The following is a 25,460-nucleotide window of genomic DNA, read 5'->3' on the forward strand; positions in this document are numbered from 1 at the left end:
CCGAGAGGCATGCACCCGGTGTTCCGATTAATGAGGCGGTTCTGGATTCCGCTACTGCTGGTGGTTGTCGTGGCACTGGGTGGGTATGCCATTTCCCGGATTCGCGCATCTCTGGGCCACCAAGGCCCGAACCTGGCAGAGGGTTCGGCAATCACCGAGAACTTCAATCCGAAGCACATCACCTACGAGGTCACCGGGACCGGTGGGACCGCAAACCTCAACTACCTCGACGAGAACGGGCAACCGAATCTCATCGAAAACGCGTCGCTGCCTTGGTCGTTCACGATCGTGACAACGCTGCCGTCGATGTCGGCCAACATCATGGCCCAGGGCGATCGCAACACCCGCGACCTTCGATGCCGGGTGACCGTCGACGACGAAGTGCGCGACGAGCGCGCCAGCGACGACACCATCAAACCGTTCATCTACTGCTTGGTGAAATCCGTATGAGCGAGCCGCAGACCCGCCGCCCCTTCTTAGGCCGGATGGTCCGGGTCTTCTCGCTGCCGATCATCCTGTTCTGGGTGCTCCTGGTGATCGTCCTGGGTGCGGTGATCCCGTCACTGGGCGAGGTCGCGGCCACCCGGTCGGTCCCGATCAGCCCTACCGGCGCGCCGTCGTACGCGGCAATGCTCAATATCGGCAAGGTGTTTCAGCAGTACGATTCGGACTCCACGGCGATGGTCGTGCTCGAAAGTGATGAGCCGGTCGGGGAGGCCGCGCACGAGTTCTACGACCAGATCGTCGCCAAACTCGAGGCCGATCACGAGCACGTGCAAAACGTTCAGGACTTCTGGAGTGATCCGCTGACCGCGGCGGGTTCACAGAGCGTGGACGGCAAGTCCGCCTACGTGCAGATCTTCCTCAATGGCTCGCAGGGCACCACCGAAAGCCATGAGTCGGTGGCGGCGGTGCGCGACATCGTTGCGTCGGTGACCCCGCCGCCGGGTATCAAGGCCCATGTCGCGGGCAACACGGTCCTCAATGCCGACACCAGTGTGGCCGGTCATCAAAGCATGCATCGGCTGGAGTTTGTGTCGGTCGCCATCATCATCGTGATGCTGCTCGCCATCTACCGCTCGGTGGTGACGATGCTGATCTCCATGGTCGCGATCGGCCTGGGACTGTTTGCCGCAATGAGCGTTACGGCCGCCGCCGGCAACATGAACATCATCGGCCTGACCCCGTATGCGGTGAGCATGGTGACGATGTTGTCCATTGCCGCGATCACGGATTACCTGATCTTTCTGCTCGGCCGATATCACGAAGAGCGAGCGAAGGGCCTCGATCCCGAAGAGGCGTTCTATGTTTCCTATAGCGGTGTCTCGCACGTCATCCTGGGCTCGGGGTTGACCATCGTCGGTGCCCTGATGTGCCTGAGCATGACCACGTTGCCCTACTTCCAGACCATGGGTCCGCCCTGCGCGATCGCGATTCTGGTCGTCATCGCCGCATCACTGACCCTGGCCCCGGCGATACTCACCGTCGCATCGAAGTTCGGGCTGCTCGACCCCAAACAGAAACTCTCGACGCGGAACTGGCGCAAGGTCGGTACCGTCACGGTCCGCTGGCCCGTCCCGGTCATCCTGATGAGCAGCGCCCTTGCCGTCGTGGGCTTCATCAGCTTGCTGACGTATGTGCCGCAGTACAACGATCAGAAGTTCACCCCTGCCGACATGCCGGCCAACCTGGCCATGGCGGTCGCGGACCGGCATTTCTCCCAGGCCCGGATGAACCCCGAACTGTTGATGCTCGAAACCGATCATGATCTGCGCACTCCCGCGGACATGCTGGTGATCGAGAAGGTCGCCAAGAGCGTCTTTCGCATGCGGGGCATCGATCGGGTGCAGACCATCACCCGCCCACTGGGCGCGCCGATCGAACACAGCTCGATCCCATTTTTGCTCGGTGCGCAGAACGCCGGCACCCTGCAGGCCGCGAAGTTCAACAACGACAACTCGGCTCAGATGCTCGAGCAGGCCGACGAAATGAGCAAGACCGTCGCCAACATGGAGCGCATGTACGCGATCACCAAAGAGATGACCGAAGTCACGCACAGCATGGTCGCCAGGACCCACGACATGGCGGACACCACCGATGAATTGCGCGACCACATCGCCGATTTCGATGATTTCTTCCGGGTGTTCCGCAACTACTTCTACTGGGAACCGCACTGCTTCGACATTCCGATCTGCAACTCGCTGCGATCGATCTTCGACACCATGGACGGCATCGACCAACTCGACGAACAGATACAAGGTCTCACCGTCGACATGGACCGTCTCGATAAGTTGCTGCCGCAGATGTTGCCGGTTCTGCAGAACACCATCGACTCGATGACGACGATGCGCGACTTCATGCTCGCGACCCACAGCACCATGGCCGGAACCCAGGCCCAGCAACAGGAATTGGCCAAGGGCGAGACGGAGATAGGTCTGTACTTCGATCAGGCCAAGAACGATGATTTCTTCTACATGCCGCCGGATGTGTTCGACAATCCTGATTTCAAGCGTGGCATCAAGATGTTCATGTCGCCCGATCACCAGTCGGTCCGGATGATCATCACCCACCAGGGCGACCCGGCCTCGGTGGAGGGCATCGCACATGTCCGGGACCTCAAAGACGTTGTCGCCGACGCCCTCAAGGGCACCCCGCTGGCCAGCGCGAAGGTCTCGCTCGCCGGTACTGCATCGCTGTACGCCGATATGCAGGACGGCGTCGTCATCGACCTGATGATCGTGCTGATCGCGTCGCTGATCCTGATCTTCGCGATCATGCTGATCATCACCCGCAGTGTGGTGGCCGCCCTGGTGATCGTCGGCACCGTGGCCGCGTCCTTGGGTATCGCGTGCGGATTGTCGGTCCTGCTCTGGCAGGACATCCTGGGCCTGGGCGTGCAGTGGATCGTGATCCCGTTGTCGATGGTGATCCTGCTGGCAGTGGGTTCGGACTACAACCTCTTAGTGGTCTCGCGCCTGCGGGAAGAGATCACCGCCGGGCTCAACACCGGCATCATCCGAGGTGTGGGGGCTACCGGGCGTGTCGTCACCGCGGCGGGCCTGGTGTTCGCCTTCACCATGATGGCGATGATCGTCAGTGACCTGCGCGTGGTCGGCCAGCTCGGTACCACAATTGGTATCGGCCTGATCATCGACACGTTGATCGTCCGGGCATTTATGACACCGTCGATCGCTGCGGCGCTGGGTCGGTGGTTCTGGTGGCCGCTCAACACTTTTGAGATCACCCGGCGGGGCCGCGGCGGTCCCGGACCGCGGCCGGCCGATGACAACACCGCGCCCATTCCGCAACCCACATCGTAGGTGTCGAGCGATGGCAGACACCGAATCGAAATTGCGCAGGCGCACCGATGGGCGACTCGATCGGTCGCGTGATCCCGCGATCCTCGATGCCGCGTTGGCCGCCTTGGCCGAGAACGGCTACGACGACACCAACATGAACGACATCGCGGCGCGAGCCGGTGTAGGCAAGGCCGCCATCTACCGCCGTTGGTCGTCGAAGGCTGCGTTGATCGCCGATGCGCTGGTGTACTGGCGGCCCGACCTGATGGACGACGACGTCGCGGACACCGGCAGCCTTGCCGGCGATTTCGACGCGTTGGTGGGGCGGATGGCGCGCACCGACGAGGCGATGATCCCCAACGACGTGGTGTTGCGGGTTGCGGTCGAGGCCGCCCATGATCCACACCTGGCCTCGGCGCTCGACGACATGCTTCTGCTCAAGGGCAGGCGGGTGGTGACCACCATCCTGCAGCGGGCGGCGGACCGTGGCGAGGTGGCACCCGGGCGTGACTGGTCGCTGGTCGCCGATGTGCTGGCCGGGGTGGGTCTGATCCGGGTCATGAGCGGTCAGAGCTTCGACGCGAAGTTCGCCCGGCAGGTCATCGACACGCTGGTCCTTCCCGCTGTCCTCGCGGCGAGCGCCGATTAGTGATTCGCTCAAGGTCGCAAATACAATCGCTGGCGCAATGACCGAGATCTCCGCTGAAGCGGGCCGACGCCGCACCTTCGCCGTGATCAGCCACCCCGACGCCGGCAAATCGACTTTGACCGAGGCTCTGGTGCTGCATGCCAAGGCCATCACCGAGGCCGGCGCGGTGCACGGCAAATCCGGTCGTCGTGCCACGGTGTCGGACTGGATGGAGATGGAAAAAGCGCGAGGCATCTCCATCACCTCGACGGCCCTGCAGTTCCCGTACCGCACCCCCAAGGGGCAGGACTGCGTCATCAACCTGCTCGACACTCCCGGCCACGCCGACTTCTCCGAAGACACCTACCGGGTGCTGACTGCCGTCGACTCCGCGGTCATGCTCATCGACGCCGCCAAAGGCCTCGAGCCGCAGACCCTCAAGCTGTTCCAGGTGTGCCGCCATCGCCGGATCCCGATCATCACGGTGATCAATAAATGGGACCGCCCCGGCCGCCATGCCCTGGAATTGATGGACGAGATCCACACCCGCATCGGACTACGTCCCACCCCGCTGACCTGGCCGGTCGGCATCGCCGGAGAATTCGACGGGGTGCTCGATCGCCGGTCCGGAAACTTCATCCGGTTCACCCGTACCGCCGGTGGCGCCACCGCAGCACCCGAGGAGCACATCGCCGCGGCCGACGCGCACGCCGCGGCCGGAGCCGACTGGGACACCGCGGTCGAAGAGTGCGAGCTGCTGTCCGCCGACGGATCCGACTTCGACCGCGAGGCGTTCCTGGACTGCACGGCGACACCGGTTCTGTTCACCTCGGCGGCCTTGAACTTCGGCGTGAATCAGCTGCTCGACGTGCTCACCGAGCTGGCGCCGGCGCCCAGCGGGGCGCTCGACGTCGACGGCGGCCGGCGCGCCACCGATGCACCGTTCAGTGCCTTCGTGTTCAAGGTGCAGGCCGGAATGGACTCCGCCCATCGCGATCGCATCGCTTTCGCGCGGGTGTACTCGGGAACCTTCGAACGTGGCGATGTTCTCACCCACGCTGCGAGCGGCAAACCCTTTGTCACCAAGTACGCCCAGTCGGTGTTCGGCCAGCAGCGTTCCACCTTGGACACCGCCTGGCCCGGTGATGTGATCGGGTTGGCCAACGCCGCCGCCCTGCGTCCCGGCGACACGTTGTATTGCGATGTGCCCGTGCAGTACCCGCCGATCCCGAGCTTCTCGCCCGAGCACTTCTCGGTGGCGCGCAACGTCGATCCCAGCAAGCACAAGCAGTTCCGCCGCGGCATCGAACAGTTGGACCAAGAGGGTGTCGTGCAGGTGCTGGTCTCCGATCGCCGCGGTGAGCAGGCGCCGGTGCTTGCCGCGGTAGGCCCGATGCAGTTCGAGGTGGCCGCACACCGGATGGCCGGCGAAATGGGTGCGCCGATCACGCTGGAGCCGCTGCCCTATCAGGTCGCGCGGATCGTGGACGCCGGCGATATCGACTTCTTGAGCAAACAGTCGTTGGCGGAAGTCTTGACCCGCACCGACGGCGTGCACCTGGTGCTGTTCTCCAACGCGTGGCGCTTGCAGGGTTTCCAGCGAGACAACCCCGACGTGCAGCTGCGGTCCTTGGTGGCCGCAGAGGGGTAACTGAACCGCCGCTGTCAGCGGTCAATCACACAGCGCGGCAAGCAGTTCGGGAAGCGGCACGGTGGCGATGCCGATGGCGGCGTCGCCGATACCGTAGGGCAGTACCAGGGTGTCGGCATGGACCAGAGCGCCACAGGAGTAGATCACATTGGGCACATAGCCGTCCTGCTCGTCGGTGGCGGGGCTCAGCAGCGGTTGGCGTAGCCGACCGACAATCCGAGTCGGATCGTCGAGATCGAGCAGGATCGCTCCGATGCGGTAGGTACGCATCGGGCCCACGCCGTGGGTGAGCACCAGCCAGCCCGCCTCGGTCTCGATGGGAGGACCGCAGTTCCCGAGTTGCACCGCCTCCCACGCCTGCGCCGGTCGCTGGACGGGAACCGCGCTCGGCCACACGGATAAATGATCGGAGTAGGCGATCGCATTCGACTCGCGGTCGGCCCTCGACAGAGCCGCGAATCGCCCGTGGATCCGGCGCGGAAACAACGCCAGACCCTTGTTGGCTGCGGCGCGTCCGACGATCGGTGTAGAGGTAAAGGATCGAAAATCCTTTGTCTCCAACAGCTGTTGGTTGATATGGGTTCCGCTGTAGGCCGTGTAGGTGGCTAGCCACCTGATGGTTCCGTCATCGTCGATGAAGCGGACGAAACGGGCGTCTTCCATCCCGGCCTGCTCAACCTCGATCGCCGGCCATAGCACCCGTTCGGACAGCGGCATGCTGTCAGCGAAATCGACCGCGTAGGTTCGCTCGGCGACGGCGCGGATCACCGAGATCGTTTCTCCAGCACGTCCACGGGTACTCAGTCGGGTCTCCATCGTGGCGAGTCGCTGATCGAGTTCCGCGCGGGTGAATCGATCACCGAGCGCATCGAGTACGTAGCGACTGGCTTCGCCCGCGTCGTCGAGGCGGGCGAGCTCACTACGGAAGACGGCCGCGTCCAGCAGGGTCGGTCTGGCTGTCCCGGCGCTGGCGAAGTGGCTCCGATCGTCGAGGGTGGCGCATCCCGCCGCGTCGATGACGCCGGTGCGAAACTCGATCGAGGAACGGTGTCCTTCCCCGATGCCCCTCATGCTCATAACGAATCGCAGGCAGCCCCCTGCCGTTCCCGCCTGGTCGGGGTGCGCCACGATACTGGGGTTGCACAACGCGGCACCCTCAATGGCGTACTCGTTGGTGAACGCCGCACCCAGTAGCAGCATCCGTATTTCGGAGAGATAGCTGTTGGGGTCAAGCCGGTCGGCGAGTTCCCGGGCGTGCCGGGCGAAGGTACCGACCAGATCGCGGTGCCGTCCGTCGAAGCGGGACACGACGTCGTTTAGTGACGCCAGCACCTCGTCCTCGTCCAAGGCCAGGATCCGGGCCAGCACTGCGCCTGCGCGGGACTCCTGGTACTCGAAACCTTCCTGGCCGGGCACGAAGAGCCGGGTGATGACCCGAGAAGGGTCGGCCGCGAGCCGCCGGGGGCTGCGCACGATCAGTCCGTCAAGGACCGAAGTCATTGTGGCACAGTCGAGAAGTGCTGAGCCTGCTGCAGGGTAGACAGCACAGCCAGGGTCGACTCCGCGCCCTGATTACGGTTCACCCCGCAGGCCTGCAGACCGTCGAATCCGCCGCCTGTCACGGGATCCCACATCGGCTGTCCCGCGTCGTTGGCGCCCTGGAACCAAGCCGCAGCTGCTCGGACCCCGTCCGGCCAGATCTGCCTGGCGTCGACGCCAGCGGCGCGTGCACACGCGTCGGCGAGGGTGGACACCTCGATCGGCTGCTGGTCGAATCCGGGTCGAAGGTCGGTAGGGCCCCGTCCCGCCGCCGGGGTGGGGGAAAGGTGCCCGTCGCTCGTTTCGTATCCGACCAGCCACTCCAACAGATCCAGACCGCGCCCCCACAGCGCCGGCGTGTCGAGCGCAACGCCTGCGGCGATCATCGCGTCGGCTAAGACCGCATTCGCGTAGGTCAGTCGTTCCTCGGGCCAAGGCCAGGCGGGGTTGCCGTTTGGTTCGGCGACGGTGGCGGCGTAGTCGGTGACGAGTTCGCGGGCCGCGCGATGGTCGGGATTGACGGTCAGGAGTTCTGCAGCCCCCAACGTCGCGAAGGCCATGGCCCGCGGCCAGTTCGACCGCCCCTGTGCGGCGCGCTCGAACTGCACGATGGCCGACTGGCGCACCCAGCCCACTTCGCTGTGCGCGGCGGCCGTCCCGAGTCCCCAAACGCACCTGCCCCAGCAATCCTCCAGGGTCGGCTCGTCGGTCCAACCGCCGGAGCTGTCCATCCGATTGCGGCACGCGCCGGTGAGGGACTGCGCCTCGTTCAGGAACCGCACCGCAACACTGGCGAGGCGATGCACGTCCCCGTCCGCATGGGGCTGGCGGGCGGCAACGACGAGAACGCGGCTCATGTCGTCGGCGCAGTAGCCGTGGTCGCGCCGAGGCTCGGCGAAACAAGCGTGCTCGAAGGTGCCTCTATGATCCGTCATGCGCAGCAGATGGTCGAAGATCGGGGCTGGTGCGGTGGTGGTCATACCGATGCCGGCCGCTGCGCGATATGGCGGCGCGCCAAGCCCAGATACGCAGTGGCGACGCTCGTCCAGGCCATGGTCGGGGCCAGTCGGCGGGCCTCGGCGGCCATCGAGCCGGCCACGCGTGGGTCGGTCAGCACTCGGCGCAGGGCCGCAGCCAGTGCGTCGGGATCATCGTGCCCGACGACGATGCCCGCCCCGGTGCCGAGAAGCTCAATGGCGTGCGGGAAGGCGGTGGCGACCACCGGCCGGCCACACGCGATCGCGTCGACCAGCACACCGGACGTGACCTGATCGGTGGAGTCATAGGGCAGGACGACCGCCGCCGAGGACTGCACCAGTGCGACCAGTGAGGAAACGCCGCGATAGGCGGGGTCGAACGACACCGAGTCTTCTACACCGCTGCTGCGTGCCTGTGCGGCGCGCGCGTCACGGTAGGCCTCGCCATCGGCGGCCAGAACCTTCGGGTGCGTCCGACCGGCTACCAAGTAGCGCGGACGTCCAGGCAGATCATGCAGGGAACCCATCACTTCGATCACCCGCTCGATGCCCTTGCCCGGCCCTAGCAGCCCCCAGGTCAACAGGGTGGGTCGGCCCGAACGCTTTAATGCGGCATGTCTTGGCACGGCCGCGCCATGCGGGATCGTGGTGACCTTGCGGCGATCGATGTTGAAGTCGTTGCGTAGACGCTGACTGGCGACCTCCGACATGACGACCACCTGATCCGCCCTGGCCGCGATCGCTTCGAATACCGAACGCTGATGTGGGGTAGGGCTTTTGAGGATCGTGTGCGCGACGACGATGGAAGGGATACGCAACCCACCGATCAGGTCCAGCACTTCTTCCCCGTCGGCGCCGCCATAGATCCCGTACTCGTGTTGGATGATCGCGACATCGCTCTGGTTGAGCAGTTCTGCGCAGGCCTCCACCGAGCCCGCCGACCCGTTGACCAGCTCCCCGACGACCCGGGCACTACTGGACGGCATTCCGTCCGCAATGCGCACGACGCTGACCTCGGCGCCATGGGCGGACAGTCCGTCGCACAAAGCAGCGGTGAAGGTCGCCAGCCCGCACGGGGTCGGTGGATACGTACTGACGATGCCGTAACTGGGGGGACTCGAAAATCGTTGTTCCGTCTTAGGAGCGGCAAAAGGTTGGCAAGCGAACAGAGCATTCATGGTGATCCCGACGTACTGTCGTCACCGGTATGCCCGGTGCGAGCGATTGCTCTACAAGATCAACGGCGAAATGCTGACTCATCCCGGACTGGCTCGGCTCCCAACATTCTCGAGCGTACACCCAATTCAGCCGGCTTATCCGCGAAGCCGTACCTTCCGCGTCGTCGAACTCTCGTCGAGCTCCACCAGGTCCGAGTACGACCGCAGGAAGTCGCTGAATGACTTATAGCCCAGGGTCTTCTCGCTGAACGACGGATCCATGCGCTTCATCTGCGCCTTGACCGACGAGTTGTGCAGCCACTCGACGTCGTCCTTCTCCAGGCCGATCCGCAGCGCGCGGATGAGAAGTGCGGTGGCGGTGTCCTGCGGATCCGGTTGTGGCAGCTCCTCGGGCTCCCCTTTGGCTTGGCGGGCGCGCCGCTTCGGCTCGGCGTCTGCGTCGGCAGTGACTGGCGCGGGCTCGAACACCGGCACGCCGGGCAGCGCGTCGTAGCTGACGAAGTCGTCGCAGGCCGCGGCCAGTGCGCGGCTCGTCGAGCCGGCCACGCCGATGCCGACGACGTAGCGGCCCAAGCGTTTACAGCGCTGCGCCAACGGGATGTAGTCAGAATCGCCGGCCACGATCACCACGTGGGTCAGATCCGGAAGCCGGAACATGTCCTCGACCGCGTCGACCGCTAACCGGATGTCGGCGCCGTTCTTGCCGTAGGCCGCGGCTGGGAACAGCTGCACCAGGTCGACCGCTCGCCCCACCAGCTGCGCGCGGTAGCCGGTGTTGACCTCCGCCGACCAGTCGGCGTAGGCGCGGGTGAGCACCAGCGTCCCGAACGACGAGGCGAAGTCGATGATCGCCCCGACATCGACGGTGGCCCGGGCAAGGCGCTCCGGCTGCTTGGCCAATCCCTTGGACTTGTCCTTTTGAAACGAACCACGGCCGTTGACCTGGTCGTAGCGCGAGATCACGATGTTGTCGAAGTCGAGGTAGACCGCGACCCGGGTATCGCCGGATTCCGTCATGGTCCCAGTGTGGCGCACCACCGGCCCCATCCATAACGGCTTGGCGGGGATGGGGGAGGTGCCCGCCTTTGAGCGACAAGCCCGCGGGTCGCGCGGGGTGGGTGCGACTTGTCGCTCAAAGGCGGGCAACGGTCCACATGGTCCGGCCCGGCAACGCGCCTAACAGCCCGGCACCAGCGACTAACCGGCCCGGTACCAGCGCGGAATCAGCTCCGGGCCCGGCACCGGGTACTGCCCGAGAAACCTCACGCCTCCCGCAGCCGCAACGCCAGCCCGGACGCGCGCACCACCCGACGGCCCAGCGCCGCCCGCACCGAGGCCTCCGACCCCACCACCCGCACCTTCGTCTTGGCCCGGGTCACCGCGGTGTAGAACAACTCGCGGGTCAACAGCCGCGACTCGACGGGCGGCATCAGCACGGTCACCTCGCCGGCCTGGCTGCCCTGGCTCTTGTGGATCGTCATCGCGTACATGGTCTCGACCTCGGCGAGCCGGCTGGTGGCGAACTCCAGTGGCCCGGACGCCGTCGAGATCACCGCGCGCAGCCCCTCGTTGCGGACCACCACCGCCCCGGTATCGCCGTTGCGCAGCCCAAGCCCGTAGTCATTGGCGGTCACCAGCAACGGCCGTCCCGCATACCACTCGGTCCACATCGGATCACCGGTCTGCTCGGCCACCAAGCGGCGGATCTGCTGGTTCCAGTGCCGCACCCCATGCAGGCCCTCCCGGTGCGCACACAACAGCCGGTGCTCGTCCAGCGTCGCCGCCGCTGCCGTGGCATCACCGAGCAGCGCGGCCTGGCGCACCGCCAACGCGTGGGGCACCACCAGCACCGCCAACCGCTCGGCCACGTCGCCCGCGTGGTCGGTATCGATCCACTCCACGTGCTCGCCGCCGGCGGCCAGCAGCGCGATCGCCTGGTCGGCGTCGCCGTCGCGGATCGCCACCGCCAGCGCCCCGATCGACTCGCCGAATCGGTGCGAGGTCCGCAGCGTCGCCACCCGGGTGTCCGGTCGCGCCGCGAGCCCGTCGACCAGATCGGCCAGCACCGCACCGGCTTCCACCGACGCCAGCTGGTCGGCGTCGCCCACGAGAATCAGCCGGGCATCCGGGCGCATCGCCTCCAGCAGCCGGGCCATCAGCGTCAGCGACACCATCGACGTCTCGTCGACGACGATCACATCGTGCGGCAGCCGGTTGGCCCGATCGTGGCGGAACCGCACCGAGCTATCCGGCCGCGAACCCAACAGCGTGTGCAGCGTGGTCGCACCCAGTCCGGCCAGCCGCACCTGATCCACCGGCTCCAGCTCGGCCACCTCGGCGGCAACCGCCTCGGTCAGGCGGGCCGCGGCCTTACCGGTCGGGGCGGCCAACGCGATCCGCAGCCCGGGCGTCCCCGACCGTTCGGCGTGCTCAGCCAACAGCGCCAACAAGCGCGCCACCGTGGTCGTCTTGCCGGTGCCCGGCCCGCCGGTGAGCACCGTAACCGGCTGCGACAACGCGATTTCGGCGGCCGCACGCTGCTCATCGAACTTGCCGGGCGGAAAAAGTCGCTCAAAGGCCGGCAGTTCCGCCGGTACCGTCCCCGGCGCCGACAACGCCAACAGGTCCGCGCAGACCTGCTTCTCCTCGCGCCAATACCGGTCGAGGTAGAGCAGCCCGCCAGAGGGAATGTCATAGACCCTCAGCACCTGTGCCTGCACCAGCTGGCTGTCTCGCACCGCGGCCAGCCAAGCCCCCGGCTCGGGCCAGGACACCTCTGCGTCGTCGGTGTCGGCGGCCACCGACGCCAGATCCAGGCACACCGAGCCGTGCCGCAGCGCCCGCACGGTCAGCGCGAGCGCCAAGCCCACGGTCTCATCAGGTTCACCACCTAACGCCGTGATGCGTTGCGCAGCATGCACATCGGCGGCATCCAGCACGCCAGCCTGATTGAATTCCCGCAACAGCCCGGTGGCGCGCGCGGCCACTCGCCACTCCAACAACTCGCTCATGCCGCCCGCCTTGCGTGCAACAGGTCCGACAATGCCACCACCAGCGCCGTCGGCGGCCGCCAGTCGAACACCCCGGCACGATGCCCATCGACCACCGGGGTGTCCGGCCCGCACATCCCGCGCACGAACAAATACAGCACCCCACCCAGATGCTGCTCGGGGTCGTAGCCGGGCAGTCGCCAGCGCAGGAACCGGTGCAGCACCGCGGTATACAGCAGCGCCTGCAGCGGATAGTCCGAATGCAGCATCGCCGCGGTGAGCCGATCGAAGCCGTAGTCGGCTGCGGTGTCGCCGAGCCGGTTGGTCTTGTAATCGACCACCAGGAAGCGCTGCTCGGGCACCCGCAGCACCACATCGATCGACCCGGACAGATAGCCGCGCAGCGGCTGGCCACCCAGTGCCTCGGTCGCCAGCCGGTCGGCATACGGAGCGAACGGATCGTCGGCGGACAAATGCTCGCGCAACAGCATCCCGACCTCGGCCAGCCGCACGTCCGGTGCCACGCCCCGAACGTCCCCGCCGGCCAGCGGAATCTCGAAGTCCAGCTCCCGCAACCGGTCTCGGGTGCCAATGTCGCGCAGGGTCAGCCCGCCGGCCAGCGGCCCCAACGGGGTGTCGTGCAAGGGCACCAGCGCGGCGGCCAATACGGCAGGCTCGGCGTCCACCGACCACCAGGCCGCGTGCTCGCGTACCTGGGCCTCCAGCTCGGCCGCCAGGTCGGCGGCGAACGGATCGGCGGTCTCCAACACGGCGTGCACCAGCGAACCGAACGCCGCCCCCGCGGGCAGCTCGGCCATCGGCGAGACGAGATCGGCGCCGACCGGCGGCGCCGCCACCGCCACGGGAACGTCGTCGGCCTCGTCGTCGCGGGCGGTCAACTCCGGTTCGCTGTGCACCCCGGACGCCGCACCTGCCACGTCCTCACTGGCATGCCGGATCAGCCCGGAATACGACGTGCGCCGCCAGCCGGTATCGATGTGCCGGTGGAAGTGTCGTGCTTCCAAGTTATCTGGAGGCTGCGGCGGGGCGACCGGGGCCAACGGGGCGATCACCGATTCCTCGATGACCAGACCCCCGGCGGCCTCCCACTCCCGAAAGCAACTCAGGGCCTCGTCATCGGAGGGCTTCGGCTCGCAGCGGTCCGGCACCGGCGCCTCACCGCGGCACCGGCCCCGCAGCAGCCGAGATAGGCCGCCGTTGGGCTCGTCGTAGGAAGCCGACCACCACGCCACCACCTGCGACTGCGCCCGGGTCAACGCCACATAGGCGAGCCGAATGTCGTTGCGGGCGGCCTCGGCCAGGCTCAGCCGCTGCACCTCGGTGTGATCGGAACTGTCCGGGCCGCCGACATGCCGGCAGCGGACACCGGCTTCGTGGTAGAGCGGGATGGCCTCGTCGAACATGTGCCGGTTGAATGCGAACGGCAGGTACACGATCGGGAACTGCAAGCCCTTGGAGCCCCACACCGTCAGGATCTGCGCGGCGGCGGCGTCGGAGTCCAGCCGACGGTTGTGCTGCCCGCCGCCCGTACCTTCCGTGCACCGGCGACGTAACCAATCCCGCAATGCCGGCAGGCCGAGCCGATCGCGGTGCGCGGCCTCGTGCAGCAGCTGCGCCACATGCGCCAGATCGGTCATGGTGCGTTCCCCGCCGTACTCGCCGAGCAGCCGGCGCTTCAACCCGGCCAACTGCGCCGCCTCGAATACCGCGGCCGGCCCGTGTAACCGCAACTCGTCGGACCAATCCCGCAAGGTCGACGCCACCTGGTCGGTCAACGCGTCACCGCCCTCGGCCAGTGCGGCGGCGGTGTGGCCGAAGAACACCGTCGCCGCGGCGGCCCGCACCAGCCCGGCGCGGTGGGTCGCTTCGAACGCCTCCAGCAGACACAACCAGTCGGCGGCCGCAGCCGAGGAGAACACGTCTGCGTCGCCGGTGAACACCGCAGGAATCCCGGCCCGCAGCAAGGCTTCTTGGCAGGCGGCCGCATCCTTGCTGTTCTCGACGATCACCGCCACGTCACCCGGGCCGATCGGCCGGCCGTCGAAAGTCGCGCCGCTGGCCCACAAGGCGGCGACGTCGGCGGCCAGATCATCGGGGATGTGGCGACGCAGCTTGGGCATGGGCACCACCCGGTCCGCACTGACGCCGAAAGTCGCGCGGCCGACCACCCGCAGCCGGAACGGCGCGGTGCTGGGCGCGCCGGCCAGCCGGGACCCGCCGACCGCGGCCTCGACGTCGTGGACCACGATCTGCGGATCGCCCAGTGCCGCACCACCCATCACGGTCTGCAGCGCATCTACCAGCGCCGAGTCGCTGCGCCAGTTCACCGCCAGGGTGCGCTGCTGCCCGGCGGTGCGGGCCGCCCGCAGATAGGTGTAGATGTCGCCGCCGCGGAACCCGTAGATCGCCTGCTTGGGGTCGCCGATCAGCACCACCGCCGAATGCCCGACGAAGCCGCGTTCGATCACCTGCCACTGGATCGGGTCGGTGTCTTGAAACTCATCGACCATCACGATCGGCCAGCGTTGCCGCATCCGTTCGCGGGCCGGCGAATCTTGAGGTTCCAACGCACCAGCCAGCCGACGCAGCAGGTCGTCGTATCCCAACACGCCGAGCTGGCGTTTGCGCAGCTCCAATTCGGTGCAGACCGCGTCGACGAAGCGCAGCCGCACCTCGGCCATCGTGTCGGGTTCGGGATCCTGCGGGCGCAGTTGGGCATACGGGTCGGAGACCACCACCCGCGCCAGTTTCAGTGCGTCGGCGTAGCTCAGTGCCACCTCGTCGCGCTGCGTGCCGAACTTGGCCAGGTACAGGTCGTCGACGACCCGGATCACCAGGTCGTCAAGGCTTTCCACCAACTCGACGCCGGCGCTGGTGTCACCGGCGATACCCAGCGATTTCAGCACCAGATGACAGAACTGGTGGGTGGTGGCGATGGTCGCGGCATCGAAACCGGCCAACGCATCACGCAATCGGCGCCGGCGCAGCTCCCGCTCGTCGGCGCTGCCGCTGCACAGATGCGCGACCAGATCGTTGGGTTGCTGCGCGGCTGTGCCGTCGAGGGCGGCCAATGTCTCCACCAGTTGGCGACGCACCCGGTCACGCAACTCCCGGGTGGCTGCGCGGCTGAAGGTGATCAGCAGCATCTCGTCCAGCGTGGCGTGCCCCTCGGCCAGATAGCGGGTCACCAGGCCGGCCAGCGTGAACGTCTTGCCGGTGCCGGCGCTGGCCTCCAGCACCGTGGTGGTGCCGCGGGCCGGCAGCGGGCCCAGCAGATCGAAGCGTTCCATCAGCGCATCCGCCGTTCCGCGCGCAGCAGCGGCAGCCACAGCCGGGCCGCCAGGGCGCCCAGCCGGGTGTCCTCGCCGTCGATCTCCTCACCCGGGCGTGGCGGGCCAGCCAGCACGTCGAACGGTGCGCGCGGTCCCCAGACCCGGACGCTGGCGGGTTCGGCGTCCTCGCCGGGATAGCGCTGGGTGGCCCACTTGCTGCTGGCATACCAAACCGGGTCGCGACCCGCGTGACGTTTCTCGGCCCACGCGAACGACGTCTTGATCGGCAGCGGCAGCGGTTCGCAGCGCCCGATGTCGTAGAGCCACAACAGCTCCCGCAGCGTTTCGACCGGGTTGGGTGGCGGCCCGAACACCCGCTGCAGGGCGCGTTCGCCGCCTCGGTCCCGGCCGATGCAGCGAGCGGTCCACTCGACGTCGGGACGCTGGGCGGCCAGCGCCACCAGCGGAATCCAGGCCTGCAACAGGTGGGTGTCCCGCAGCTTGGAGTAGTTGACCGACACGGTGGTGGCGTCGAATACCGGGGTGACGGTGCCGGTCAGCCGGCGCCCACCCCCAAGGTCCAGATCGATGTCGTAGGTCGCCGGAGCACCTTGGCGATGCTCGAGCGCCGCGGCCGCCAATTGCACCACTCGGTCCCGGATCTGTTTGGCGGTGCGCCAGCCCAGTTGCCCGGGCGGCAGGCTGCCGCGCCGCCACTCGGCCGCGATGGCATTGGCGGGGTCGGTGCCCAGCAGCATGTCGTGCAGCATTCGATTGCCCACCGCCCATTCGCCAAGCGCGTCGATCTCGACGGGCATACCGTCTTCGACCTCGTCGACCTCCCACGGCAGCGTGTAGTTCAGCGCACTGAAGAAGCCCTTGACCGGGTCCTTGAAGAACTTCAGCAGGTCGACGAGCGCAACGTCTCCCGGCGGCGGTGCAGGCAGCGGCTCGGCAATGAACCGCGGTGCGGCACGGCGGGTTCCGGCGGCGGCTCTGGCGGCCAGCGGCACGGTCGGGTCGAACGTGAACGGCACATCGGGGATCAGCCGGCCGGGTTCGACGTTCTTGACGTCGAACGGCTGCAGCGGATGCTCCACAACAAGGTGTTCGCGCACCGGCTGCGGCGTGGTCTGGTCCAGGGCGTCGATCAACTCGGCCAGCGGGACGGCGGGCGGACGCGGGTGGCCGCTGTGTTCGTCGGCGCCGGTGTAGGTGATCACCAGCTTGTCGGTGGCGGCGGTGATCGCATCCAACAGCAATTGCCGGTCCTCAGAACGGATGTCACGTTCCCCGGTCATCGGGCGCCGCGCCAGCACGTCGTCGCCGTCGGGCAGGTCCAGCCGGGGGAACACCCCGTCGTCGACCCCCAGCAGGCACACCACCCGGTGTGGCACCGACCGCATCGGCACCATGGTGCACACCGTCAGTGTTCCGGTGCGGAAGTTGGCCCGGGTCGGGCGCCCGGCCAGATGCCCGGCCATCAACACCCGCACATCGGGCAGCCGCAGCTCGGTGTCGCTACGGGCCGCGGCGTCGTCGAGCACCTGCGCCAACTCCCGCTGCAGATGCGCGCTCTGCCAGGCATCCGTGCCGGCATCGGCCAGCTCGGCGACCCCGTCGCGCAGCGCGGCGATCCACTCCGCCAGCGGGCGCGTGCCGTCCAGCTTGTCGACCACCGACTGCAACCGTGCGACGAACTCGGCTAGCTTTCCGGCCAGCTCCACCTGACTGCTGCCGACGTCGTCGAGGGGGAGCGCGGTATCCAGCCAGGCCTGCGAATCATCGGACATCGCCACCCCGGTCAGGATGCGATCCAGGCCGAAACGCCAGGTGTTGTGCACGATGTGCGACAGCCCGTAGCGCTCGCGGGTGTGCGGGTCAAAACCCCAGCGGATGTTGGCGGTACGCACCCAGGTGGTGATCTGGGCCAGATCGTTGTCGGTGAAGCCGAAGCGTGCCCGCACCGGGTCGGTGTGGGCGAGGTTGAGCACCGCCGTGGCGGTGGCGCGACTGCCGGCGATCTCGAGCAGTTCGGCCGCCACCGCCAGCAGCGGATTGGTCTGGGTCAATGCCCGGTCGGCGAGCTGCACCCGCAACCGATGCGCCGGGTGGGTATCACCGGCCAGCTCGCCCAGCCCGAAATCGGCGACGATCAACGGCGCATAGGTTTCGATGTCGGGGCACATCACCACGATGTCACGGGGCTCCAGCGTCGGATCGTCGTGCAGCAGCCCGAGCAGGACTTCGCGCAGCACGTCGACTTGGCGGGCCGGGCTGTGACAGCTGTGCACCTGTACCGAGCGGTCGGATGCGGCGCGGTTGCGGCCCTCGGGGCGCAGTGCGTTGGCGCCCAGATCGGATTGCAGCCAACCCAAGAGCGTGTCCGGTCGCGTTGTGGCACGCAGGTATTCGTCGCTGTCGGGCGCAGCGGGCAGGCCGCGCTGCAACTCCCGCAGATCGCGGCCCAGGGTCTCCAGCAGCGGATGGTGTGCCCGGTGCCGGGTTTCGTCGTCGCTACGCGCAACGGCGCCGTGCACGTCGCCGAGCGCGCGCCACAGTGCATCGGAGGGATGCGGCAACCACAGATGCAGGTCGTGATGGGCGGCCAGCGCTTCCAGCAACTCGATGTCGGTGCACGCCAAGCGGGTGTGGCCGAACAACGACAGCCGGGCCGGCAGCGTGTCGGTCGGCGTCCGGCGCAGCCGCTCGACCGTATCGCGATGCCGAACGTGCGGCGGATCGATCCCGATGGCAGCCACCAGCGCCCGCCACAGTGGCGGTTGCCAGCCCAAATCGTCGTGCAACGCGCCGCCGGCACCGTCGGTGGCCTGGCCGGCGCTCCAGTCGACGAGCAACTGCGGGCGCTGCCGGGCATAGGAGGCGAACAATCCGGCCAGCCGGCGCGCCACCGCATAGCGCCGGCCGCGGCGCAGCTCACCTTCTTCGCTGGGGTCGTCGTGGCCCAAATGCTTTGCCAGCGTGGCGCACCAGGGCGCCTGCAGGTTCGCGTCGATCACCGCTAGCAGCGGCCAGGTCATGGCATCCGGCGACCACGGATCGTCGTCGCCGGCGCCGGTGATCTCGGCGATCAGCGAGCTCGGATTGCGAAACTCCACGCCGGCGCACACCCCGTCGCCGCCGGGACCGGCACCCAACACATGGGACAGGCGCTGGGACAGCCAGCGCTCGACCCCGCGCGCCGGCACCAGCACCAGTTCCTGGGCGAACGGGTCGGCCGGCGGCGTCGCCAACAACGCACCGAGGCCGTCGGCGAGGACGTCGGTGCGCTCGGCGCGGTGCAGGTGCAGTGCCATCGCGGCCACCCTAAACCGCGGCCCCGACGCTTGGGCTGAACCATCGGCCGGTCGGGTTCGTGGTGCCTTACATGAGGATCTACACGCTGGTACTGGCCGCTGTCGCCGCACTGATTGTCGGGCTGGCCGCCCCGCCGTCCGCCACCGCCGCCGACGACCGGTTGCAGTTCACCACCACAACTATTGATGGGGCTCCATTCAATGGCGCCAGCCTGCAGGGCAAACCCGCGGTGCTGTGGTTCTGGAGACCGAGTTGCCCGTTCTGCAACGCCGAGGCGCCTTCGGTGAGCCAGGTCGCTGCCGCCAACCCCCGGGTGACCTTCATCGGGGTGGCGGGGCGCTCGGATGTGGCGTCGATGCAGGACTTCGCGGCCAAGTACCACCTGAACTTCACCAATCTCAACGACGCCGACGGCTCGATCTGGGCGCGTTTCGGCGTGCCGTGGCAGCCCGCGTACGTCTTCGAGCGCTCCGATGGCACCTCGACCTTCGTGAACAACCCGACTTCGGCGATGTCGCAACAGGAGTTGGCCGACCGGGTAGCGGCGCTGACGTAGGTGAACCAGAACCTGCCGGCACTGGCGTTCGCCGCAGGCTTGGTGGCGGCCCTGAACCCGTGCGGCTTCGCCTTGCTGCCCGCCTACCTGGCGTTGGTGGTGCGCGGCGAGCGGGCCAGTGGGTGGGAGGCAGTGGGTCGGGCCTTGGCGGCTACCGCGGCGATGACCCTGGGCTTTCTGGCGGTGTTCGGCACCTTTGGGCTGCTCACCGTCACGGTGTCCACGCGGGTGGAGCGCTACCTGCCGTACGCCACGGTGGTGATCGGCATCGTGCTGGTCGCGCTCGGGGTTTGGCTGCTGGCGGGCCGCCGGCTCGCGGTCGCCTCGTTCGGCGGACGATGGGCGCCCACCGCCCGGATCGGGTCGATGCTCGGCTACGGGGTGGGCTACGCCTGCGCGTCGCTGGGCTGCACGATCGGCCCGTTTCTGGCGGTCACCGGCGCGGCCTTGCGCGGTGGCCGCGACGCGGTGACGGTCTATCTGGCGTATGCGGCCGGGTTCGGACTACTGGTCGGGGTATTGGCGATCGCGGTGGCGCTGGCTCGCTCCGCGCTGATCGATCGGATGCGCCGAATCACCCGCTACGCCAGCCGGATCAGCGGCGCGCTGCTGGTGGCCGTCGGACTCTACGTCGGCTACTACGGCTACCACGATGTTCGCCTGTTCGAGAGCGACGCCCGCGCCGACGATCCGGTGCTGGCCGCCGCCGGACGGCTACAGGGCACGCTCGCCGGGTGGGTGCACCACTACGGAGCCTGGCCGTGGCTGGCGGTGTTGGCGATCCTCCTGGTGGGCGCCCTCGTAGGCTGGAAATTGTGAAAGCCGTCAGCTGCAGCAACAGCGAACTCGAGCTCGTCGACCTACCCACTCCGATCCCGGCCAGAGGCCAGCTCCTCATCGACGTGCTGCGGTGCGGCATCTGCGGATCTGATCTGCACGCTCGCCAGCACTGCGACGAGGTCGCCGATGTCATGGCCGCGACCGGATACGACGGCTTCATGCGCTCGAACCAGCAGGTGGTGCTCGGGCACGAAGTCTGCGGCGAAGTGCTCGATCACGGTCCCCGCACCCGCAAGGCGCCGCGGCCCGGCACCCGGGTGGTCGCGATCCCACTGTTGCGGCGCGGCGAGGACGTCCATGCGGTCGGGCTGTCGGAATCGGCGCCGGGCGGCTACGCCGAACAGATGCTCGTCGAGCAGTCGCTGGCCCTGCCGGTTCCCAACGGGCTGTCGGTGGACGCGGCCGCCCTCACCGAGCCGATGGCGGTCGCCTGGCATGCCGTGCGGCGCGGCGAGGTGCGCAAACGCGACGTGGCGATCGTGATCGGCTGCGGACCCATCGGCCTGGCGGTGGTGTGCATGCTCAAGGCGCGCGGCGTACGCACGGTGATCGCCAGCGACTTCTCGCCCGGTCGGCGCGCGCTGGCCACCCGATGCGGCGCCGACATCGTCGTCGACCCGGCACAGGACTCGCCGTATGCGGCGGCAGCGGGCCACGGGCACCTGGAGAAAGCGCCGGATGCGCTGGGCCTGGCGGTGGGCACCGTCGAAAAGCTGTACAAGGCGCGGTTGCCGTGGTGGCACGTCTGGCGGGCCGCCGAAGCCGTCGGCGCCGCCACCCCCAACCGCCCAGTGATCTTCGAATGCGTGGGGGTACCGGGTGTCATCGACGGCATCATCGCCGGCGCGCCACTGTTCTCCCGGGTGGTCGTGGTCGGGGTCTGCATGGGAACCGACGCGTTCCGGCCGGCGATCGCGATCAACAAGGAAACCGACCTGCGGTTCGTATTGGGATACACACCAATGGAATTCCGCGACACCCTGCACATGATCGCCGAGGGCAAGGTCGACGTTTCACCGCTGATCACCGGCACCGTCGGACTGGGCGGGGTGGCGAACGCGTTCGACGTGCTCGGTGACCCGGACCGGCACGCCAAGATCCTGATCGATCCCAAGAGCCCGGTGGGGGAGGTCCAGGGGTGACGGCGAGCATCAAGCGCATCGCGATCAGCACTGGTGGCGGTGACGCGCCCGGCCTCAACGCCGTCATCTACGCCGCCACCCTCGCCGGCCGAAGCCGGGGCTGGGACGTGGTCGGGATCCGCGACGGCTACAACGGGCTGCTGCTGGGCGACGAATACCCCGACGGCGGACTGATCGAGCTAACCCGTAACCGAGTGCGCGGCATCATCCACCAGGGCGGCACCATCTTGGGCAGCACCAACCGCGGCAACCCGATCGCGTACCCGGTACAGCAGCCCGACGGCAGCTGGAGTGAACAGGACCGCACCGACGAGCTGCTCGAGCGCATCGCAGCGCACGAGATCGATGCGCTGATCACCATCGGCGGCGACGGTTCCCTGGCGATCGGCAACCACCTGCACGAGGCTGGGCTGCGGCTGGTCGGGGTGCCCAAGACCATCGACAACGATCTGGAAGGCACCGCGGCGACGTTCGGCTTCGACAGCGCAGTCGGTTTCGCCTCGGAGTGCATCGATCGGTTGTTCTCCACCGCGACCTCGCACAGCCGGATCATCGTGGTGGAGGTGATGGGTCGCTACGCCGGCTGGATCGCGCTGCACGCCGGGCTGGCGTCCGGGGTGCATGCCATCCTGCTCCCGGAGATCCCGTATCGGCTTGAACCGGTGGCCGAGCTGATCAGCGAACGCGCACAACGGGGTTCGACGTACTCGATTGTCTGCGTCGCCGAAGGCGCCAAGCCGGTGGATGGCGAGCTCACGGTGGCGGGAAAGGCGGTGGGCCAGGCCGAACGCCTGGGCGGGGTGGGCGCCAAGGTTGCCGCCGAACTCGAGGCGCTCACCGGGCGCGAGTCTCGTGCCGTGGTGCTCGGGCACCTGCTGCGCGGCGGTTCGCCGACATCGGTGGACCGGCTGTTGGGGCTGCGGTTCGGCGCTGCCGCGGTGCGGGCCCTCGACGAGGGGCACAGTGGCGTGATGGTGGCGCTCAACCCGCCGACAGTGGATTACGTGCCGTTGGCTGATGCCACTCGGCAGCAGAAAACCGTTCCGCTGGATTGTGATTCGATCCAGACCGCCCGCGACCTGGGTATCAGGTTCGGCGACGAGAGCCTTCGCCGGGACTGAGGTGGGCCGGCGTGGCGGTGACTGCGGCATCGACGGATCGTTTCACCGGGTGCCGCTGGGCTGGCGAATGTGGTACGGCGGGCCGTGGACTTCGACCCGGTTGGTCACCGCGACGAAGCCGGGCTGAGCGCCGGGGCTCGGTCACGTCTGCCTCAGGCGTCACGCGTGGGCGGCGGTGTGGTGTGTGCCCGCCTCTGAGCGACAAGCGGTGTTATGTCAGGCAGAAGAAGGGCCCGGGCGGGAAAGTGGGCGCCGGCGCGCCAAACGTCAGTTGACATAACCGACGTTGTCGCTCAGAGCCGGGCACACGCCCGCATCCCCCGGGCCTGTGACGGGTGGGGCGGTCGGTCTCGGGCTCAGTACGCGACGGTAAACCCGTGCCGCAGTATCAGATCCGCGGTCACCTCCGGTCGTTCGGCGAGCGGCCAGCACTCGACCGCGAATGCGCCGACGTCGAAGAACGCGTAGTTGACCGAAGTCTCCGGGGTGGTGCGCGAGCGGTAGACGATCGCGTCCGGGCACTCGTCGGGCTCGGGCCACCAGCGCCGCAGGGCATCTGCCAGGTGCTGGCAGGTGGCCCACACCGCGTCGTGCTGGCCGGTGCTGATCTGGTCGTCGACGCCGAGCGCATCCAGATTGCGCTCGGTGCGCAGATCGAGCACCCGCAGGTGTCGGACGGCGGTGAGTCGCACCAGGTGGTGGCGGGCGTGATCGCCGGGGATCATCAGCCCGGTCAGTCGGTAGCGTTCCCGGAACGCGCCGACGAGATCGGTTGCCGCGTAACGGGTGCGGAACCCACCCGACGGTGGATCGAAGCGATAACGCGGTTGACCGAAACCGCCCCAGGTCCACTGGTCGGGATGCTCGGCGTCGAGGCGCCACAGCTCTGAGCCGGCAGCGATCCGCCGGCGGCGCAGCCCGCTGGGCCGGGCATCGGGCAGGGGCGCCCGATAGCCGGCCGGGAGTTCAGGCACCGAGCGAGGTGAGCAGTCGACGCGCGGCCGGCGCGGTCTCGCTGTGGCGCAGCGCCTCGGCGATCGAGACTCCGCCCAATTCGTCATGAGTGAGCCGCATGATGCGGTCGGCGGCCAGCGGGTCGGTGGTGAACCGGCCGAGCAGTTCCAGGATGTCGGGCAGCTCCGGGCGCAGCCGGGCGTCGTCGAATTGCCAGGCCGGGAACCAGGTCTGGTTGCCCACGGCCGCGCCGATCAGCTTGCCTCGGCTGCGCAGCCGGTGCACCGCCTGCGGTGTGCCCAGCCGCAGGAGATCCTGGACCTTCGGGGTGGGCAGCGCCCCGGCCACGAAGTCATCGACGAGGGCCGCGCGGCGCTGGTCGTTCAGGGCGTGGGCGGCGATGCGCTCCAATGTGCCCTGCGGTGCCGTGGGTGCCTCCAGCAGCGCGTCGAGGACCAGGGCGAACCCGGCGTCGGTGCGGGCGCGTTCGGCGACCTGACGGGCGATCGGGGCGACGGCGGTGGGCATGCGCCCAATACTACCCGTCGCTACCCAAGATTGAAACAATCGAAACAATCAGTCGGGCGTGGCCCGGTGCCGGCGTCGCAGCGCTCGCCAGCCTAGTGCGCCGGCCACCAGCGCCACGATCGCACCCAGCAGCGGCCAAACACCCAGTGCGTCGACCTGATCGGCCAACCAGGACTGCACGGCACCCGCCGCGCCGACCACCGGATCATCGGCATCGCCCCCGGCGAAGTACAAGCGGATTTCGTAGTAGCCGTAATAGCTGACGTACAACCCGGTCAGCAGCACAATCACCCCGGCGATGCGTCCCACGTACGGCAGCACCCGCCGCAACGCGGAGCTGGCAGTAGACCCCGTCACAGCCACCGCCAGCGCCGCAACGCCGACGGTGATGCTCATACCCGCCGCGTAGGCGATGAACGCCAACACCCCGGCCACCGTCGAACCTTGCCGAAACGTCGTGCTGATCACCGCCAGAAACGGCGCGATCGTGCAGGACAGTGACGCCACGGCGTAGCCGACGCCGTAGCCGTACATCGACCCCAGACGTGCCGTGGGTGTCCCGCCCGCCGTCCCGGGCAGCAGCAGTGGGATCTCGCGGCCGGACAACAGCCAGACGCCCATCGCCAGCAGCGCCATGCCGATCACCACGGTGGCGAACGGCAGATACTGCTGCGCCGAAGCGATCAACGGCGAGACGGCCAATCCGAAGATTCCGAACACCGTCAGGAATCCGGTAGCCATCACCATCGTCGCCAGCGCTGCTCGGGCTAGTGCGACCGGTCGTGAGGTGTCACGGCTGGTGGCGATCACCAGACCCAGATAGCCGGGGAGAAAAGCGAATCCACACGGGTTCAGCGCCGCCACCAGCCCTGCCCCCAGGGCAAAGCTGAGTGCGGCGGTGTCGATCACGAACCCGTCAGGGCCTGCAGCCGCCTGTTCAGCTCGGCTTCGGCCAGCGAGCCCGTCACTACCTCGATGCGGCCGTCCGGTCTGATGAAGGCGTACGCCGGCTGTCGCGTCACGCCGAACCGGGCCCACACCGCGGCGTCGGTGTCGGCCAACTCGGTGAACTCGTCGACGCCGTACCTGTCGACGAACGCCCGTAACGCGTCGAGCCGGTCCTGCGCGCCCACGCCGACGAACGTCACCTTGGGGTGCGCGGCGGCCAGCCGAGCGACCATCGGTGCATCCCGTTGGCACAGCGGACACCAGGGCGCCCAGAACCACAACACGGCCGGCCGGCCGACCAGGCTCGCGCCGGAAAATGGTCGGCCGTCGAGGGTTTGGGCGGCGAAATCAAGTTGGGTGTTCTCGGCCCGGGTTTGCGATCCGCAGCCGAAGAGCAGTACGGCTATCGCCGCCACAGCCATGAGCAGTACGGCCGATTGGCGACGCCCCGAGGCCTTGTCGTGCGGCATACCGGCGAGTATGCCACCGCAACCTGCG

At 67.9% G+C, this 25,460-nt stretch carries 19 protein-coding genes; 8 read left to right on the forward strand and 11 right to left on the reverse strand.

Annotated elements, in window-relative coordinates; genetic code table 11:
* Positions 1 to 9: 9 nt before the first annotated feature.
* From RCP37_RS03275 to RCP37_RS03290, 4 genes are read left to right on the forward strand one after another with little or no spacing between them, the layout of a single operon-like run.
* Positions 10 to 450, forward strand: a complete 441-nt coding sequence (locus tag RCP37_RS03275; protein ID WP_065038903.1) for an MmpS family transport accessory protein — start codon at positions 10 to 12, stop codon at positions 448 to 450.
* On the forward strand, positions 447 to 3,320 hold the full coding sequence (locus RCP37_RS03280) for an MMPL/RND family transporter (protein ID WP_308485594.1): 2,874 nt from the start codon (positions 447 to 449) through the stop codon (positions 3,318 to 3,320). Before RCP37_RS03275 ends, RCP37_RS03280 begins: the two co-directional genes overlap by 4 nt.
* 10 nt (positions 3,321 to 3,330) lie before the next feature.
* Positions 3,331 to 3,948, forward strand: coding sequence for a TetR/AcrR family transcriptional regulator (locus RCP37_RS03285; RefSeq protein WP_308485595.1), 618 nt, complete (start codon positions 3,331 to 3,333; stop codon positions 3,946 to 3,948).
* 37 nt (positions 3,949 to 3,985) lie between these two features.
* A complete protein-coding gene (locus tag RCP37_RS03290; RefSeq protein WP_308485596.1) occupies positions 3,986 to 5,578 on the forward strand; it encodes a peptide chain release factor 3 in 1,593 nt (530 codons plus the stop codon).
* Positions 5,579 to 5,599: 21 nt separating this feature from the next.
* Here RCP37_RS03290 and RCP37_RS03295 read toward each other — a convergent pair whose 3' ends face one another.
* From RCP37_RS03295 to recC, 7 genes are all read right to left on the reverse strand, one after another.
* Positions 5,600 to 7,078 (reverse strand): glycoside hydrolase family 130 protein, encoded by a 1,479-nt coding sequence (locus RCP37_RS03295; RefSeq protein WP_308485597.1) that lies wholly within the window; start codon positions 7,076 to 7,078, stop codon positions 5,600 to 5,602.
* Complete coding sequence (locus tag RCP37_RS03300) at positions 7,075 to 8,097, reverse strand: glycosyltransferase (protein ID WP_308485598.1); 1,023 nt, start codon at positions 8,095 to 8,097, stop codon at positions 7,075 to 7,077. The genes RCP37_RS03295 and RCP37_RS03300 overlap by 4 nt, the downstream gene beginning before the upstream one ends.
* Positions 8,094 to 9,272, reverse strand: coding sequence for a glycosyltransferase (locus RCP37_RS03305; protein WP_308485599.1), 1,179 nt, complete (start codon positions 9,270 to 9,272; stop codon positions 8,094 to 8,096). Before RCP37_RS03305 ends, RCP37_RS03300 begins: the two co-directional genes overlap by 4 nt.
* Positions 9,273 to 9,407: 135 nt before the next feature.
* Positions 9,408 to 10,289, reverse strand: a complete 882-nt coding sequence (locus tag RCP37_RS03310) for an NYN domain-containing protein (RefSeq protein ID WP_308485600.1) — start codon at positions 10,287 to 10,289, stop codon at positions 9,408 to 9,410.
* A 245-nt stretch (positions 10,290 to 10,534) separates the two neighbouring features.
* A complete protein-coding gene (gene recD / locus RCP37_RS03315) occupies positions 10,535 to 12,283 on the reverse strand; it encodes an exodeoxyribonuclease V subunit alpha (RefSeq protein ID WP_308485601.1) in 1,749 nt (582 codons plus the stop codon).
* Positions 12,280 to 15,573, reverse strand: coding sequence for an exodeoxyribonuclease V subunit beta (gene recB, locus RCP37_RS03320; protein ID WP_308485602.1), 3,294 nt, complete (start codon positions 15,571 to 15,573; stop codon positions 12,280 to 12,282). The genes recD and recB overlap by 4 nt, the downstream gene beginning before the upstream one ends.
* Complete coding sequence (recC, locus tag RCP37_RS03325; RefSeq protein ID WP_308485603.1) at positions 15,573 to 18,872, reverse strand: exodeoxyribonuclease V subunit gamma; 3,300 nt, start codon at positions 18,870 to 18,872, stop codon at positions 15,573 to 15,575. Before recC ends, recB begins: the two co-directional genes overlap by 1 nt.
* Positions 18,873 to 18,943: 71 nt before the next feature.
* Between recC and RCP37_RS03330 the strand changes: the two genes are divergently transcribed.
* Genes RCP37_RS03330 through RCP37_RS03345 form a run of 4 tightly spaced genes read left to right on the forward strand, consistent with a single transcriptional unit; the run spans position 18,944 to position 22,532 of the window.
* Positions 18,944 to 19,429, forward strand: coding sequence for a disulfide bond-forming protein DsbE (locus RCP37_RS03330; protein ID WP_308485604.1), 486 nt, complete (start codon positions 18,944 to 18,946; stop codon positions 19,427 to 19,429).
* Positions 19,430 to 20,248 (forward strand): cytochrome c biogenesis CcdA family protein, encoded by an 819-nt coding sequence (locus tag RCP37_RS03335; RefSeq protein ID WP_308485605.1) that lies wholly within the window; start codon positions 19,430 to 19,432, stop codon positions 20,246 to 20,248. It abuts the gene before it with no gap.
* Positions 20,245 to 21,411 carry a zinc-binding dehydrogenase gene (locus RCP37_RS03340; RefSeq protein WP_308485606.1) on the forward strand — a complete coding sequence of 389 codons (1,167 nt, stop codon included), beginning with the start codon at positions 20,245 to 20,247 and terminating at the stop codon, positions 21,409 to 21,411. The genes RCP37_RS03335 and RCP37_RS03340 overlap by 4 nt, the downstream gene beginning before the upstream one ends.
* A complete protein-coding gene (locus RCP37_RS03345) occupies positions 21,408 to 22,532 on the forward strand; it encodes a 6-phosphofructokinase (protein ID WP_308485607.1) in 1,125 nt (374 codons plus the stop codon). The genes RCP37_RS03340 and RCP37_RS03345 overlap by 4 nt, the downstream gene beginning before the upstream one ends.
* 356 nt (positions 22,533 to 22,888) lie before the next feature.
* On the opposite strand, the gene RCP37_RS03350 is transcribed toward RCP37_RS03345, so the two are convergent.
* From RCP37_RS03350 to RCP37_RS03365, 4 genes are read right to left on the reverse strand one after another with little or no spacing between them, the layout of a single operon-like run.
* Entirely contained in the window at positions 22,889 to 23,506 is a 618-nt protein-coding gene (locus tag RCP37_RS03350) for an RES family NAD+ phosphorylase (protein ID WP_308485608.1), read from the reverse strand.
* Positions 23,499 to 24,014 (reverse strand): hypothetical protein, encoded by a 516-nt coding sequence (locus RCP37_RS03355; protein ID WP_308485609.1) that lies wholly within the window; start codon positions 24,012 to 24,014, stop codon positions 23,499 to 23,501. Before RCP37_RS03355 ends, RCP37_RS03350 begins: the two co-directional genes overlap by 8 nt.
* 48 nt (positions 24,015 to 24,062) lie before the next feature.
* Entirely contained in the window at positions 24,063 to 24,923 is an 861-nt protein-coding gene (locus RCP37_RS03360) for a cytochrome c biogenesis CcdA family protein (protein ID WP_308485610.1), read from the reverse strand.
* Positions 24,920 to 25,432, reverse strand: a complete 513-nt coding sequence (locus tag RCP37_RS03365) for a redoxin domain-containing protein (RefSeq protein WP_308485611.1) — start codon at positions 25,430 to 25,432, stop codon at positions 24,920 to 24,922. The genes RCP37_RS03360 and RCP37_RS03365 overlap by 4 nt, the downstream gene beginning before the upstream one ends.
* Positions 25,433 to 25,460 lie beyond the last annotated feature (28 nt).

Source organism: Mycolicibacter sp. MU0102, from assembly GCF_963378105.1.
GTDB classification, from domain to species: Bacteria; Actinomycetota; Actinomycetes; order Mycobacteriales; family Mycobacteriaceae; genus Mycobacterium; species Mycobacterium holstebronense.

Bases quoted from the DNA above. Each gene is read 5' to 3' on its own strand.
- recC (WP_308485603.1), bottom strand. From the start codon at position 18,872: ATGGCACTGCACCTGCACCGCGCCGAGCGCACCGACGTCCTCGCCGAC.
- RCP37_RS03355 (WP_308485609.1), bottom strand. From the start codon at position 24,014: ATGCCCACCGCCGTCGCCCCGATCGCCCGTCAGGTCGCCGAACGCGCC.
- RCP37_RS03275 (WP_065038903.1), top strand. From the start codon at position 10: ATGCACCCGGTGTTCCGATTAATGAGGCGGTTCTGGATTCCGCTACTG.
- RCP37_RS03330 (WP_308485604.1), top strand. From the start codon at position 18,944: ATGAGGATCTACACGCTGGTACTGGCCGCTGTCGCCGCACTGATTGTC.
- RCP37_RS03295 (WP_308485597.1), bottom strand. From the start codon at position 7,078: ATGACTTCGGTCCTTGACGGACTGATCGTGCGCAGCCCCCGGCGGCTC.
- RCP37_RS03305 (WP_308485599.1), bottom strand. From the start codon at position 9,272: ATGAATGCTCTGTTCGCTTGCCAACCTTTTGCCGCTCCTAAGACGGAA.
- RCP37_RS03285 (WP_308485595.1), top strand. From the start codon at position 3,331: ATGGCAGACACCGAATCGAAATTGCGCAGGCGCACCGATGGGCGACTC.
- RCP37_RS03280 (WP_308485594.1), top strand. From the start codon at position 447: ATGAGCGAGCCGCAGACCCGCCGCCCCTTCTTAGGCCGGATGGTCCGG.
- RCP37_RS03300 (WP_308485598.1), bottom strand. From the start codon at position 8,097: ATGACCACCACCGCACCAGCCCCGATCTTCGACCATCTGCTGCGCATG.
- RCP37_RS03365 (WP_308485611.1), bottom strand. From the start codon at position 25,432: ATGCCGCACGACAAGGCCTCGGGGCGTCGCCAATCGGCCGTACTGCTC.
- RCP37_RS03310 (WP_308485600.1), bottom strand. From the start codon at position 10,289: ATGACGGAATCCGGCGATACCCGGGTCGCGGTCTACCTCGACTTCGAC.
- RCP37_RS03290 (WP_308485596.1), top strand. From the start codon at position 3,986: ATGACCGAGATCTCCGCTGAAGCGGGCCGACGCCGCACCTTCGCCGTG.
- recB (WP_308485602.1), bottom strand. From the start codon at position 15,573: ATGGAACGCTTCGATCTGCTGGGCCCGCTGCCGGCCCGCGGCACCACC.
- recD (WP_308485601.1), bottom strand. From the start codon at position 12,283: ATGAGCGAGTTGTTGGAGTGGCGAGTGGCCGCGCGCGCCACCGGGCTG.